The sequence below is a fragment of the Chroococcidiopsis sp. CCALA 051 genome, from assembly GCF_003015105.1.
GTDB lineage: Bacteria > Cyanobacteriota > Cyanobacteriia > Cyanobacteriales > Chroococcidiopsidaceae > Chroococcidiopsis > Chroococcidiopsis thermalis.
Genome location: NZ_PYCI01000015.1, coordinates 34,027 through 48,274 on the forward strand (window position 1 = coordinate 34,027; position 14,248 = coordinate 48,274).

The 14,248-nt window shown below is 43.2% G+C and carries 11 protein-coding genes; 7 read left to right on the top strand and 4 right to left on the bottom strand.

Annotated features, from left to right (window positions below; genetic code table 11):
* The first annotated feature begins 61 nt into the window (after positions 1-61).
* The 6 genes from C7Y66_RS05615 (at position 62) to C7Y66_RS05640 (ending at position 7,921) form a co-directional block, all read left to right on the top strand.
* Entirely contained in the window at positions 62-1,168 is a 1,107-nt protein-coding gene (locus tag C7Y66_RS05615) for a Gfo/Idh/MocA family protein (protein WP_106544802.1), read from the top strand.
* A 594-nt stretch (positions 1,169-1,762) separates the two neighbouring features.
* Positions 1,763-4,069, top strand: a complete 2,307-nt coding sequence (locus C7Y66_RS05620; RefSeq protein ID WP_106544803.1) for an ATP-binding protein — start codon at positions 1,763-1,765, stop codon at positions 4,067-4,069.
* Positions 4,017-4,466: a response regulator gene (locus C7Y66_RS05625; RefSeq protein WP_106544804.1), complete on the top strand. Its 450-nt coding sequence runs from the start codon at positions 4,017-4,019 to the stop codon at positions 4,464-4,466. The genes C7Y66_RS05620 and C7Y66_RS05625 overlap by 53 nt, the downstream gene beginning before the upstream one ends.
* Positions 4,467-4,496: 30 nt before the next feature.
* Positions 4,497-4,850 (top strand): four helix bundle protein, encoded by a 354-nt coding sequence (locus tag C7Y66_RS05630; protein ID WP_106544805.1) that lies wholly within the window; start codon positions 4,497-4,499, stop codon positions 4,848-4,850.
* 86 nt (positions 4,851-4,936) lie between these two features.
* Positions 4,937-6,118: a hybrid sensor histidine kinase/response regulator gene (locus tag C7Y66_RS05635; RefSeq protein ID WP_106544806.1), complete on the top strand. Its 1,182-nt coding sequence runs from the start codon at positions 4,937-4,939 to the stop codon at positions 6,116-6,118.
* Positions 6,119-6,352: 234 nt separating this feature from the next.
* A complete protein-coding gene (locus tag C7Y66_RS05640) occupies positions 6,353-7,921 on the top strand; it encodes a ferredoxin--nitrite reductase (RefSeq protein WP_106544807.1) in 1,569 nt (522 codons plus the stop codon).
* A gap of 100 nt (positions 7,922-8,021) precedes the next feature.
* Here the strand turns inward: C7Y66_RS05640 and ggt are convergent, their stop codons facing one another.
* The gene (ggt, locus tag C7Y66_RS05645) at positions 8,022-9,572 is read right to left on the bottom strand and encodes a gamma-glutamyltransferase (RefSeq protein WP_106544808.1); all 1,551 of its coding nucleotides are present in this window, start codon (positions 9,570-9,572) and stop codon (positions 8,022-8,024) included.
* 336 nt (positions 9,573-9,908) lie between these two features.
* On the opposite strand from ggt, the gene C7Y66_RS05650 reads away from it, so the two are divergent.
* Complete coding sequence (locus C7Y66_RS05650; RefSeq protein ID WP_106544809.1) at positions 9,909-10,706, top strand: N-formylglutamate amidohydrolase; 798 nt, start codon at positions 9,909-9,911, stop codon at positions 10,704-10,706.
* Between the two features lie 144 nt (positions 10,707-10,850).
* On the opposite strand, the gene C7Y66_RS05655 is transcribed toward C7Y66_RS05650, so the two are convergent.
* The 3 genes from C7Y66_RS05655 to C7Y66_RS05665 all read right to left on the bottom strand — a co-directional run bounded on the left by C7Y66_RS05655 (position 10,851) and on the right by C7Y66_RS05665 (position 14,152).
* Positions 10,851-11,312 (bottom strand): Hsp20/alpha crystallin family protein, encoded by a 462-nt coding sequence (locus tag C7Y66_RS05655; protein ID WP_106544810.1) that lies wholly within the window; start codon positions 11,310-11,312, stop codon positions 10,851-10,853.
* Positions 11,313-11,522: 210 nt separating this feature from the next.
* The gene (locus C7Y66_RS05660) at positions 11,523-11,822 is read right to left on the bottom strand and encodes a hypothetical protein (RefSeq protein ID WP_106544811.1); all 300 of its coding nucleotides are present in this window, start codon (positions 11,820-11,822) and stop codon (positions 11,523-11,525) included.
* A 218-nt stretch (positions 11,823-12,040) separates the two neighbouring features.
* Positions 12,041-14,152 (bottom strand): TIGR00300 family protein, encoded by a 2,112-nt coding sequence (locus C7Y66_RS05665; protein WP_015157287.1) that lies wholly within the window; start codon positions 14,150-14,152, stop codon positions 12,041-12,043.
* Positions 14,153-14,248 lie beyond the last annotated feature (96 nt).

Genomic DNA, 14,248 nt, shown 5'->3' on the forward strand with positions numbered 1-14,248 from the left:
AACGTCTCTACACTGCCTATGTGTCGCACAATAAGAAAGAGCAGTGGCATGAGATTGGGTTATGTCTTCAATTGGTGTGGCGGTAGTCGGAACGGGATTTGGACAAAAAGTTCAATTACCTGGGTTTAAGGCTCATCCTCGGACGCAGGTTGTAGCAGTGTATCACCGCGATCGCGACAAAGCTCAGGCGATCGCTCAAACTCATAATATTCCCCATGCGAGTTCTACGCTAGAAGAAATTGTCGCTCTACCAGAAGTCCAAGCAGTCAGCATCTCTACGCCGCCATTTTTGCATTACGAAATGGCAAAAACAGTACTGCAAGCAGGTAAGCACCTGTTATTAGAAAAACCTACCACGCTCTCAGCTACAGGAGCGCGAGAGCTGTACCATATAGCCAAAGCTAACAATCTCGTCGTAACTCTAGATTTTGAATATCGCTTCGTTCCCGCATGGCAAAGGTTAGCCGAATTACTAGCTGAAGATTATGTGGGTGAAAAACGGCTGATTAAAATTGATTGGTTGGTTCCCAGTCGCGCCGATGCTTCCCGCCCCTGGAATTGGTATTCTCGTAAAGATATGGGTGGTGGGGCTTTGGGGGCGCTAGCTTCCCATACTTTTGATTACATGAATTGGTTGTTTGGTGCAGTGCAAAAACTGTGCGCCCAGCTCAGTACTAGCATTCCTCTACGACTCGATCCTCTGACGGGGGAAATGAAGCCAGTAGATGCTGATGACACCTGTATGCTGATGCTAGAGCTGGCAGACGGTACGCCTTGCCAAGTTAACATTAGTTCGGCAGTGTATGCAAATCGCACGCACTCAGTAGAAGTGTATGGCGATCGCGGTACTTTAGTATTGTGCAGTCAAAATCAAAAAGATTACGTCCACGGCTTTCACCTCTGGACTGCTGCCGCCGGACAACCACCTGTAGAATTGGAAATTCCCATGCGGTTGGGATTTGACAAAACCTATACAGACGGACGCATCGCTCCATTTATTCGCGTGGTTAACCAATGGGTGCAAGGAATTGATAGCGGAGAATCCCTAATTCCTTCCATCCGCGAAGGTGTTTACTCGCAATTGTTAATGGATCTCAGCCATGCTTCTCACCAACAACGCAGTTGGGTAGACGTACCAGATTTAGATAAATATCTCACCAGTGGCTAAAGGTAACTATCTACATCGATTCATAATTAAATTGTTTCCATATATATAGCAACCTAGATGAATCGTGAAATCAATTGTCCGTGTAGAGACGTTACATGTAACGTCTCTACACGGGAAACTTTCATACCAAAATATAAGTAAACCTACCCTTACATTACGAAGGTATTTGTGACGAAAAATTTATTTAAATTGAATTTTTTATAAAAAGTTTATATTTCTGCAAAATTAGCTCACATTAATTAAGATACAAAACGCGATCGCGCAGAGTTTTGTTTTGTCGAACATGATACACTTCCCTGAAGAATAAAGATTGAATTGTAGAGGTGAGTTTAATACTTTTCGGTTAAAACAAGATCCCCCCTAGCCCCCTTTTTAAGGGGGGAATAAAGTCTCATTAAACAAGAGGGAACAAAGCCCCCTTTTTAAGGGAGTTGGGGGATCTCCGAGAGCTTTTCGTTACTGACAGAGCAGAAGTATTTTTTCACACATCACGGGAGCGACATTTAGCTAATATTCAGAAGGTCGATCGCCAAAAAATCAAAAGAGCGATCGCATCTCTATTGCTGCTCCCGTCATCAACTTAGGAGAAGTAATATGGTCATCGATTTTCAAGCTCAAGGTATCGATATCACCCGTTTAAAAGAACCAGCAATTCATACTTTTAATCAGATTCAACCGCATGGAATTTTAATTGTTTTAGCAGAGCCAGATCTAACAATTTTACAAATTAGTAGTAATGCGATCGCCACGTTCGGAATTGCTGCCGAACAAATGTTACAAAGACCTTTATCAGAATTTATCGATCCTTTTCAGTTAGAAAGAATTCAGACTGGCTTAACCGCAACAGAAGACCTCGATATCATCAATCCCATTAAGTTATGGGTACGAAAGAAGGGCGATGAATATTCTGTATTTGATGGCGTATTTCATCGCAATATAGAAGGATTTCTAATTTTAGAATTAGAACCAGCGCTAGCCCAAGAAAATATTCCTTTTCTCAGTTTTTATCACTTAGCTAGAGCATCTATTAATCGCTTAGAAGAAACTTCAAATCTTAGAGAGTTCTGTCAAATTATCGTCCAAGAAGTTCGCAACGTGACTGGCTTCGATCGCGTCATGTTGTATAAATTTGATAACGACGGACATGGTTCTGTTATTGCTGAAGAAAAACTCGATAGCATGGAACCATATTTGGGACTACACTTTCCTGAATCTGATATTCCCAGACCAGCCAGAAAACTATTTGCATCTAATTGGATTCGTTTAATTCCTGATAGTCGCTGCGAACCTGTAACCCTCGTACCAGCAATTAATCCAATTAGCAAAGAACCTACAGAACTGACGAATTCCATTCTTAGAAGTGCCGCAGCTTGTCATTTTGAATATTTACACAATATGGGTGTAGGTGCTTCGCTGACGATCTCGTTAATTAAAGACCAAAAACTTTGGGGTTTAATTGCTTGTCACCATCAAACACCCATGTATGTTTCTTACGAATTACGCAAAGCGTGCGAATTTTTGGGACGGATGGTCTTTTCTGAAATTGCTTCTAGGGAAGAAACGGAAGATTTTGCCTATCGGCGACAGTTGGCTTACGTGCAGTCAGCTTTAGTCGAATATATGTCTCAAGAAGAGAACTTTGTTGATGGTTTGATTAAACACAAACCAAACCTTCTCAACTTAGCTGATGCTCAAGGTGCAGCAATTTGTTTTGGCAATACTTGCACGACAATTGGTAAAACTCCCGTAGCAGAAGACTTAAATTTCTTAGTTCAGTGGCTGAAAAATAACGTCCAAGAAGAAGTGTTCTACACCGATTCCTTAGCGCAAGTTTATCCCAATGCGGAAAGATTCAAACATGTTGCTAGTGGTTTATTAGCAATTCCAATTTCTAAGCGCAATTACGTATTATGGTTCCGTCCCGAAGTGATTCAAACAGTAAATTGGGGCGGCGATCCTCATAATGCTTACGAATTGAATCAAGAGAATGGACTGCGATTGTGTCCGCGCAAATCTTTCCAATTATGGCAAGAAACAGTTAGCCTCACGTCTTTACCCTGGAAACAAGTAGAAATTAAAGCGGCGCTGGAACTAAGAAAAGCAATTGTCAATATCGTTCTGCGCCAAGCTGACGAATTAGCACAATTAGCCGCCGATTTAGAAAGATCGAATGCCGAATTGAAAAAATTTGCTTACGTTGCTTCCCATGATTTACAAGAACCGCTAAATCAGGTAGCAAATTACGTCCAATTGTTAGAAATGCGCTACCAAGCACAACTTGACGCAGACGCGAAGGAATTTATTAACTTTGCTGTCGAGGGAGTTAGCTTAATGCAAACCCTGATCGATGACGTGCTGGCGTATTCTAAAGTAGAAATGCAGGGAGTTGAGTTTGAACTGACGGAAGTTGATACGGCTTTAGACCGTGCTTTAGGTAATTTAAGACAGCGCATTACCGAAAGTGGGGCGAAAATTAGCCGCGATCCATTACCGACTGTGATGGCAGATAGCACCCAATTGATGCAATTATTTCAAAATTTGATTGGTAATACAATTAAATTCCGCAGTGACAAACCACTAGAAATTCACATCTCGGCACAGCGTCAAGAAGAGGATGAGTGGCTGTTTGCAGTACGAGATAATGGGATGGGTATTGAACCACAATTTAGCGATCGCATCTTTGTGATCTTCCAACGCTTGCACCCACGAGACGAATATCCAGGTACGGGAATGGGTTTAGCAATCTGTAAAAAGATTGTCGAGTGTCACCGAGGACGAATTTGGGTGGAGTCGCAACTTGGGGCTGGGGCAACATTTTATTTTACGCTACCCGTAGGAGGGCGCGATCGTGAGCGGAGAAACGGACGCAAAGCACAAAACGATCTTTTTGGTAGAGGATAATAAAGCCGATGTCCGTTTAATTGAAGAGGCGTTAAAAAATAGTTCCGTACCGCATCAAGTGATGTCGGTGCGGGATGGAGTCAACGCGATCGCATTTTTGCGTCAAGAGGGCGAGTTTGTAAATGCACCTCGCCCCGATTTGATTCTGCTGGATCTCAACTTACCCAAAAAAGACGGGCGAGAAGTCTTGGCAGAAATTAAAGCCGATCCTCAACTCAAAAGCATTCCTGTTGTCGTCCTCACGACGTCGCGGAATGACGAGGACATCGCCCATAGCTACGCTTTACACGTCAATTGTTACATCACCAAATCTCGCAATCTCAGCCAATTGTTTCAGATTGTCAAGGGAATTGAAGAGTTTTGGCTATCTACCGTTACATTGCCATCAAAACAGTGACCAGTGACCAGTAACCAGATGTAGTAAGCAATGAATAGTAAAGTTTATGATAAGGCTTATCTATTTGCTATTAGGATTGTGAATGCTTACAGGCATCTATGTAACGATAAAAAGGAGTTTGTACTGTCAAAACAATTACTCAGAAGCGGAACTGCAATTGGGGCAAATATTGCAGAAGCAAACGGAGCCATGTCTTCAGCAGAGTTTCGAGCCAAAATATCAATAGCTTATAAAGAATGCTTGGAGGCAAAATACTGGCTTTCTTTACTAAAGGACACAGGCTACTTTAACGAAAAAGCCTTTGACAGCATTTATCAAGATGCAGAAGAACTCAGCAAAATGTTGTGGCAAATTCTCAAAACGAGCCGAGAAAAAGATCGCTGAATCATCGGTCATTAGTCACTGTTCGCTGTTCACTGGTCACTGGTCACTGATAACTGTAAAAAAGGAGGGGGAAAAACCAGAAAACTATGCTTGCCAGTTTAGTAAAAGTCTTGTTAATTGAAGATAGTTTGGCAGAAGCCAGATTTTTACAAGAGATTTTGCGGCAAGCCAATCTCAGACACTTTCATCTGGTACATGTCAAGCGATTGGGAGATGCCTTAGCAGAACTGGATCGAGGGTTAATATCGTCACAACCTTACGATGCAGTTTTACTAGATTTGACTCTTCCAGATAGCCAAGGGTTAGCATCTTTACCTCTACTACTACAACAAGCACCTAGCTTACCGATTGTCGTTCTGACGAATACGAACGATGACGAATTAGCAATTGAGGCAGTGCGACAAGGGGCGCAAGACTATTTAGTGAAACGGCAGATCGATGCTAAATTGTTGGTACGATCGCTATGTTATGCGATCGAGCGCAAGCAGGCAGCAGAAGCTTTACAAGCCAAAAATCAAGCATTAGCAACCCAGGTGCAGGAAAGTGCAGTTGAGTTAGATAAAGCTAAGCAACTGAATCGATTTAAATCTGAATTTGTCTCGATGCTATCGCATGATTTTCGCAGTCCACTGACAACTATTCTTTTAGCAACTGGACTACTACAAAATAGCGAAAGAAAATTAACTGAAAAACAAAAACTAACCCATTTTCAACATATTAATGCTGCGATTAAAAATATGGCGCAGATGTTGGATGAAGTTTCTCTAGCGGGGAAAGCTGAAGCGGGACAACTTCAATGCCAACCTACCTATTTAGATATTCAAGAATTTTGCCGAGAACTAGTTGCAACACTAGAACTGAGTGCAGCCAAAAAACAGATCGCTCTGATTTTCACCTATCAAGGGCAAATAGAAAAAGCATTATGGGATGAAAATCTGCTGCAACATATTTTAGCTAATTTCCTCAGCAATGCAATTAAATATTCTTCCGCAGGCAGTAGCGTACAATTTAATTTAATTGCTCAACCAGAAATGGTAACTTTTCAAATTCGAGATTGGGGAATTGGTATTCCCAAAGCAGATTTACAACAGCTCTTTCAACCCTTCCACCGCGCCAGCAATGTCGGTAGCACTCCTGGTACTGGCTTAGGGCTGGCGATCGCTAAAAAGTGTGTTGAAGCCTGCGGCGGCGAGATTTATGTGGAGAGTGAAGTCGATGTAGGAACCACATTTACTATCATTTTACCCGTGGTCTCCGTACCAATCTAAATGCATTCGCCATCAAATTTGTCTGCCAACTGTAGATTACAAATAATACTACAGATAGATGCATTAATTCTGAAGACAGATAACTTCTACAAAACTAGAGCAACGGTAACAAAGCCTACGAACCCTTTCATCAAAGCCGAATAATCTAGCAACAAAAGGATTTTACCGAACAACCCGATCTGACGCGCAAATGCGATCGCACTTGCTGTAAAGTAACTCTCGTAGGCTAGATCGATGACACAAGCAGTTAAAAAACAGAAATTAAATAAAGTCGAACAAGCCAAAGCTAAAAAACACCCCTTACTACTCAAACAAGAACTAGAACACTTCGCCCAAATTGGCTGGGAAGCAATGGACGAGTTCGAGCGAGATTTCGGACTCAAGTGGTTGGGTTTCTTCCATCGCCCAGTAACTCCTGGTAAATTTATGATGCGGATGCGGATACCCAACGGCATCTTAACTAGTACTCAAATGCGAGTTCTAGCAGATATTGTCCAACGCTACTGTCAAGGTGCGGGATTTCAAGATCGAGGTAACGCAGACATTACCACGCGCCAAAACTTACAACTGCGTGGCATCCGCATTGAAGATATTGCCGATATTATCAAGATACTGGCACAAGCTGGTCTAACCTGCGTCCAGTCAGGGATGGACAACGTGCGGAACATTACGGGTTCCCCTGTAGCTGGAATTGATGCCAACGAACTCATTGACACGCGCGGATTGTGCCGCATTCTCCAAGATGCCATTACTAACAACGGTGAAGGCAATCTCGAACTGAGCGATTTACCCCGAAAATTTAACATAGCTGTGGCTGGTGGTCGCGATAACTCGGTTCACGCCGAAATTAACGACCTCGGCTTGCTTCCAGCATATAAAAACGGGACACTAGGCTTTAACATCATTGTCGGTGGTTATTTTGCCCCCAATCAATATGTATCGGCGATTCCCCTTGATGCTTGGATTCCTCCCGAAGATGTGGTTGCTTTAACTTTGGCGATGATGATGGTCTATCGCGAAAATGGACCGAGAGAAAACCGCCAGAAGTGCCGCATGATGCATCTAATTAACCAATGGGGCATAGAAAAGTTTCGCGCTGAGGTAGAACAACGGTTTGGTAAACCGCTAGTTACAGCCGCAGAAAAAGATGAAATTGACTGGGAAAAACGCGACCATATTGGAGTTTATCCGCAAAAACAAACCGGATTAAATTATGTCGGATTGCACGTTCCTGTCGGTCGCTTATATGCAAATGAAATGTTTGAACTGGCACGAATGGCAGAAGTCTACGGCAATGGCGAAATTCGCCTCACCGTCGAGCAAAATTTAATTATTCCCCATATTCCCGATACACGTTTGAGTGCATTTTTAGCCGAACCTCTGCTAAAAGAGCGTTTTACAATTGAGCCAGGAATTTTAAATCGAGGCTTAGTTTCTTGTACTGGAAATGAGTTTTGCGGTTTTGCCATTATTGAAACTAAAAACCGCGCTTTAGCAATAGTTAAGGAACTCGAACAAGAGTTAATCTTAACTCAACCAGTGCGAATTCATTGGACGGGATGCCCTAATTCCTGCGGTCAACCTCAAGTTGCAGATATTGGTTTTATCGGCACGAAAACGCGCAAAGACGATCGCACGGTGGAGGCAGTAGATATATGGATGGGTGGTAAGGTTGGTAAAGATGCCCACTTAGGTAAAGAGGTGATGAAACGGGTTGCCTGTGAAGATTTAAAATCAGTGGTGCGGGACTTATTGGTCGAACATTTTGGGGCAAAAATTAAAGAGGAAGCATTGGTAGGTTAGATCCCCCCAACTCCCTTTTAAAAAGGGGGGCTTTGGTTAATTCATATGTAGGGGCGCACAGCTGTGCGCCCCTACCAGCCGACATTCAATCAAGAGGGCTTTAGATAGATGCGATCGCACCATTGCGTCGTTTATCTCCCGCACCTGAAATAATTCCCGATTCATCTTCCATGACTGTATGCACGCCGCCAAAAAACATATTCTGCTTGTTCCATAATAGGGATGTTTCATCAGCAGAAATTAAGTTAGCGATCGCCTCTTCATTCCACCCTGGTTCCAGATTCAAGACATTATCTTCCCAATGTAGGCGAGAACTATTCACAGCTAGATCTACGGGCATTTGAAAATCGATAATATTAGAAATAACTTGTAAAATAGCCGTTCTAATTCGCTTAGAACCACCAGAACCTAAAACAATTTCAGGGCGATTGTCTTTTAATACAATTGTGGGCGACATCATTGAAGAAATTCGGACATTTTCTTGCCATTGATGAAAACCATGTGGATTTATATCGTCCTCACCTAGCATATTATTTAGCATGATGCCCGTACCTGGAATAATGTAACCACAACCCTCTCCATTAGAAGTTGTGACGCTAGCGGCATTTCCTTCATCATCTACAACGCTTAGATGGGTGGTACTACCCCACTTATTCACAACTGAATTTAATTGCGATGCATATTCGGTAATTTGAGCAGCAGCTAAAAATGTTTCTGGTATATTAGTTTGATAAACATTAGGATCGTACTTTTCTTTTCGAGCGCGATTGGTTAATCGCATTATTTCTGTGAGAATTTGTAAGTGCTGCGGCGTGCCAAAACCAATTTTAGATAGCTCGAATTGAGCCAATAATTCTAAAGCAAAAGCAATCAAAATTCCTCCCGAACTAGGAGGTGGATTTGTTAATAGTGTATTCCCTCGATAGTTAATCGTCAGCGGTTCTCTTTCAATAACTTGATATTCTGCTAAATCTGCATCAGTTAAATAACCGCCATCGATTTGACAATCTTTAATTAATTGCCGGGCAATATCTCCTCGATAAAACTCTTGCACCCCTCGTTCGGCAAGATAATTTAAAGTTACGGCAAAATCAGGCATGAATAATTTATCCCCTACCTCCAGCAACACGCCTTGCGGCGCGTAAATTTGTCGTGCTGCTTTGGTAGCTGTCAAAATTGGTTGTAAAATTTGCCAGCAGTAAGTTTGAAACTCATTCACTTCTATACCATATTTAGCATAGTGAATTGCTGGTTCGGTAACGACATGAAAAGGTAATTTACCTAACTTTTGTTGAACGTGATAAATACCACCAATATTTCCTGGCGTAGCGATCGCACCCAGTCCAATATGAAATTCTTGAATAGCATCGCCAAAGTTAACGTCTATTGGATAAAAATCAACTTCTTGTTGATGTCTTTTATGAATCGGAGTTTGGGAAAAGAAATCAAATAAAATATTCTGATTGTCCTGAGTATGCGCTAACAGAAAACCTCCACCAGCAGCAGAAGTCAGCGATGATTCGGTAACAAATGACGCTAAAACAGCAGCGGCGGCTGCATCAAAAGCATTACCACCCAGGCGAAACATTTCAATTCCTGCTGCGGCGGTTCTTGCATCTCCAGCCGCGATCGTACCGCGTGTAACTTTCATAAAAGGAGCTAGGGAAAGAAGTCAAAAGTCAAAAGTCAAAAGTCAAAAGTCAAAAGTCAAAATTGAGGAAACAGGAGACAGGAGTTATAACTACCATTGGGTCACTGGTCACTGATAACTGCTCACTACGCATGACTCACTTTTCACTGTTAACTAATAACTGGCAACTGAAAAAGTGCTATTTATTACAGTTTATAGTACAATGCATCAGAGAAAATATACACAGAAGTTAAATATCTAGATGTAAGATAAACCAATTTACTGCAAGTAAGTCATACAAAACTTTTCAAGCTACTACCTACTGTCTGTTTGCTGATAACTGATAACTGATAACTGATGAATCCCTGCTGGGTATTAGAACGAGTTGGAAATGGTGCGATCGCGGCTGTAGCTTTACATGACGGTCACGATGTTAGGCAAGAAGTTGCAGATTTAATGGTGATAAGTGAAGCTGATCGCTGGCGGGAAGAAGATCCATTTACGGCGGCTTGGACGACGATCGCAGATACGCAAATTGTGGTGAAGCGATCGCGGTTTGAATTAGATCTCAACCGTCCTAGAGAAAAAGCAGTTTATATTGACCCCAGAGATGCATGGGGTTTGGAAGTTTGGCAATCCGTACCACCAGCTGAAATTCTTACTCGTTCCTTGGCTGAATACGATACTTTTTATGCTAATTTAGAACGAATTTTTAGAGATTTAGAACGCCGTCACGGACGTTTTGTTGTATTTGAACTGCATACTTATAATCATCGCCGTTTGGGACGGGATGCTGAACCTGCCGATCCGAGATATAATCCAGAAATCAATTTAGGCACTGCGACACTGGATCGCGATCGCTGGCATTCTGTCATCGAGAGTTTTCTCTCGGATCTGCGCAATTTTGACTTTTTGGGAAGGCAACTTGACGTAAGAGAAAATGTCAAATTTTACGGCGGACATTTTCCTACTTGGGTACATCAAAAGTTTCCTGATTCTGGTTGCGTCCTCTCGATTGAAGTTAAAAAGTTTTTTATGGATGAATGGACGAACGAAGTAGATTTAGAGCAATTAGAAGCGATCCGCCACGCCTTACAATCGACTGTACCAGGGATATTGAAGCAGCTAGCGGTAGAAACCAGACGAAAATATTAAATTTGCTAACTTGAGGGCTAGGTGCGATCGCGATTCGAGTCAACGGTAGACTTAGCCTGTGTAGTCGCGAATTCTATTCGCTCAATCTCTTCGTATTACGAATAGTAAATAGTCAGGTAGGTGAATTCCTACCTGACTGAGAATTTATCCAATATTAACTTTCACAACCTTATTCTTTTCTTCTTCTGCTTTCGGTAATGTGAGAGTTAGAACGCCATTTTGATAGTTAGCTTGGACGTTTTCATGCTGAATTCTCGTTGGCAGTGGAATGATGCGACGGAACGAACCATAACGAAATTCAGAACGAGTTACACCTTTTTCTTCAGTCTTGGTTTCAGATTTACGTTCGCCGCTAATTGCAACAGCTTCAGCCGTTACTTGTACGTCTAAATCTTTAGCTTCCATCCCAGGAACTTCGAGTTTCAGGTGAATTGCTTCTGGTGTTTCTTGCAATTCAGCTGCGGGTACAAACGCCATCCCACCATTACCACCAGTCCGAGGTGACAAGCTATCAAACAAACGGTTCATTTCCCTTTGTAAGCTACCAAATTCGCGGAATGGTTCCATTTCAAATTCGCGGAATGGTTCCCAACGTACTAGTGCCATAATTACCTCCGAACTTTGCTGTATCTCTAGCTAATGTGTGTTAACTGAATTTCCGACTCAACAGCTGTTTATTTATCGGGGGTTGACTTTTCTCAACCCAATATTAGCCTACCAAAGGCACTCATTGGGGGATGTTCGGTTCTTTGCCTATGTCGTGTTCTTCTTCCCGTAATTGTGACAGGGTAGAGGCGCACATCTGTGCGCCCCTACTTATTGTTTCGACCTTCTTAAATAAGCTGTAGGTTCTAAAACCCAAATTGAATATCCTTTCGGGTTTTTAACAATTAAGGCATCGTTACCTTTTTCTTGAAGCTTATTAACTACACTTAAGGCTTTTTCTCTATCTTTAACTGACTTAAAAAAACTATAGTATTGCTTATTGACTATAATTGCAGCCATCCGCTCATCTGATTCTGATATACCAATATGGCAGGTACAGTATTCACCTGGGGGGAGAAATGGATTATTTTTAAAATCGCGATTGGAAAGAGATGACATGGTAGGTTGCATAATTTTTTCTGTTATCTATTGACCCAGCAGAGGATAAGTTACAGATAGCTATTACCTGAAAATAAATTTCGTTCATATTATTACAATATGTAAATTTAGCTGTGAGTGCATACCGTACCATTGCGGATTTCGACAAAAATAGGTAGCACGGCTGTGCTACCCAACAGACAGTAATTCTTTGTAAGGTGCGTTTTCAAAACGCACCCTACCACTTGAGATTAGACTTGCACCAAATGATAAGGACTGGTCAACTTATCCAACTGCTGTACTAACAAACTCAAGAATAATCCTACGTCTGTCACCACACCGACAGATTCAACCGAACCGCGATCGCTTAGTTTTGTGACTACGGCGGGGTTAATATCGACGCAGACCATTTTCACCCCAGCAGCAGTCATATTGCCTACACCGATCGAATGCAGCATCGAGGAGAGCATTAAAATCATATCTGCTCCCTGCAATAACCGAGCGTATTCGGTTTGAGCTTTAATTAAGTCCATCTCGGTGTCAGGTAAAGGACCATCATCTCGAATCGAACCCGCTAAGCAGAAGGGGACGTTGTTACGGACGCACTCGTACATGACTCCGCTTTGCAATACACCTTGCTCGACAGCCTTAGCAATACTGCCATAACGCCGGATCGTGTTGATAACCTTCAAGTGGTGGCGGTGTCCTCCCTGTACGGCGACTCCTCGCTTCATATCAACACCCAGGGAAGTCCCCATCATATTTTGCTCGATATCGTGGACGGCGATCGCGTTTCCACCCAATAAAGCTTGCACGTAGCCTTGGCGGATCAACTGCGATAGGTGTTCCCCGCCACCTGTATGAATCACCACGGGTCCAGCCGTGACAACCACCTTACCACCTTGGTCGCGTACTTGTCGCAGTTCCCAAGCCACTTGTTCCACCACTAATTCGACGCGGCGTTCGCTGGAGACTCCAGCCGACATAAAGCTAAATTCTTGCTTGTTGCGCTGTTCCCGCGATTCCGTCTTGCGAATGGTACGAATACCTTCAATCCCGACGATGACGTGTTCGCCAACTTCCAAATCCCGCAATAACTTGCAACGAGCCACGGGACTACCAGAATTAAATGTAACTGCGATCGCGCCATCCATGCGCTGATTTTGCACCTTCACCCACTCGCAATTTACCCGCACTTCTGTCGGATAAATCGTCGTCACGTAAAAATCATCGGGAGCTACACCCGCTTGATGTACGGGTTCCATATTCACGTCGCAGACTTCTTGCGGACGCGGCACAGCACCCAAATCGATTAGCTGAGATATAATCTCTTCCATCACGTCGCGCGAAGGAGCTGTCACCTTCACTTCAGCCGAAGAAGTGCTTTGTCGCTGTTCTCCCAAGCTAAAATTCAGCACTTGGAAGCTACCGCCATTTTCCACGATCGCATCTAAAGCGCGGTTGATTAAACCGGAATCCAACAAATGTCCTTCCATACGGACAGCACGACTTTCCACAGGCGTGCTGGCGTGGACTTCTTCCCGTACTGGTTCTGTCACCCGCAACGTCAGACATTTGGCGGCTCCCCCAGCTTTGAGGAATTCTGTCAGCGGGGTTTCAATTACCTGAAATCCCAGTTTAGTCAAGCGAGCTTTTAAATCTTCGCTCGCCTTATTCATCACGACTACCGAGTCGATGTTGACGGCGTTACAGGCGAAGTTCACCGCATCGGCTTCTTTGATAGCGATCCGCTTTTCAGCTGGAACCCGCATTTCAATCAGACGGTTGGAATAGGAATCAAAAGCGGGAGGATAGTAGAGGAGATAACCGCCACTCAAGGGACAAAAACAGGTATCGAGGTGGTAGAAGCGCTCGTCCATCAAGCGCAAGGATAACACTTCAATATCAAGCCATTTGGCGAGATAAGGGTGAGAATCGAGTTCGGAACGAAAGCCATACCCAGCCCATAACCAGCGTCCTTCCCGATCCAGCAGTGCATCTCCAGCGCCTTCAAATGGTAAGTCTTTAGGCAGTTCGTGTACCGTGTAACCTTTGGACTCAAACCACTGCTTGAAGAATGGTTCTTCTCCCTGACGCTCCTTGTGGAAGAATCGGCTGAGGACAACTGTATCCCCCAAAACCAAGCCTGCATTCGCAGTAAATACCATGTCTGGTACGCCTGGTTGCGGTTGCACCAAATCGACAACGGCTTGTTCCTTTAGGACATGGAACAACTTTTGCCACTGTTCGACGGCGCGATCGCGGGAGGACTTGTGAATGTTACCCTCCATCCAGGGGTTAATCACGTAGTCCACATCATAGTGGTCGGGGGCGCACATTAAGAAGCGGATCGAAGAACTCATAGAAAGCTTTCTATTGGGTCAAGATGACAAACTCTTCATGAATACAGATTTTTATGTCACCAATTCTGTAGAAATTGTTACGGAATCTGTACTCAA

Bases quoted from the DNA above. Each gene is read 5' to 3' on its own strand.
- C7Y66_RS05615 (WP_106544802.1), top strand. From the start codon at position 62: ATGTCTTCAATTGGTGTGGCGGTAGTCGGAACGGGATTTGGACAAAAA.
- C7Y66_RS05620 (WP_106544803.1), top strand. From the start codon at position 1,763: ATGGTCATCGATTTTCAAGCTCAAGGTATCGATATCACCCGTTTAAAA.
- C7Y66_RS05630 (WP_106544805.1), top strand. From the start codon at position 4,497: ATGAATAGTAAAGTTTATGATAAGGCTTATCTATTTGCTATTAGGATT.
- C7Y66_RS05635 (WP_106544806.1), top strand. From the start codon at position 4,937: ATGCTTGCCAGTTTAGTAAAAGTCTTGTTAATTGAAGATAGTTTGGCA.
- C7Y66_RS05640 (WP_106544807.1), top strand. From the start codon at position 6,353: ATGACACAAGCAGTTAAAAAACAGAAATTAAATAAAGTCGAACAAGCC.
- ggt (WP_106544808.1), bottom strand. From the start codon at position 9,572: ATGAAAGTTACACGCGGTACGATCGCGGCTGGAGATGCAAGAACCGCC.
- C7Y66_RS05650 (WP_106544809.1), top strand. From the start codon at position 9,909: ATGAATCCCTGCTGGGTATTAGAACGAGTTGGAAATGGTGCGATCGCG.
- C7Y66_RS05655 (WP_106544810.1), bottom strand. From the start codon at position 11,312: ATGGCACTAGTACGTTGGGAACCATTCCGCGAATTTGAAATGGAACCA.
- C7Y66_RS05660 (WP_106544811.1), bottom strand. From the start codon at position 11,822: ATGCAACCTACCATGTCATCTCTTTCCAATCGCGATTTTAAAAATAAT.
- C7Y66_RS05665 (WP_015157287.1), bottom strand. From the start codon at position 14,152: ATGAGTTCTTCGATCCGCTTCTTAATGTGCGCCCCCGACCACTATGAT.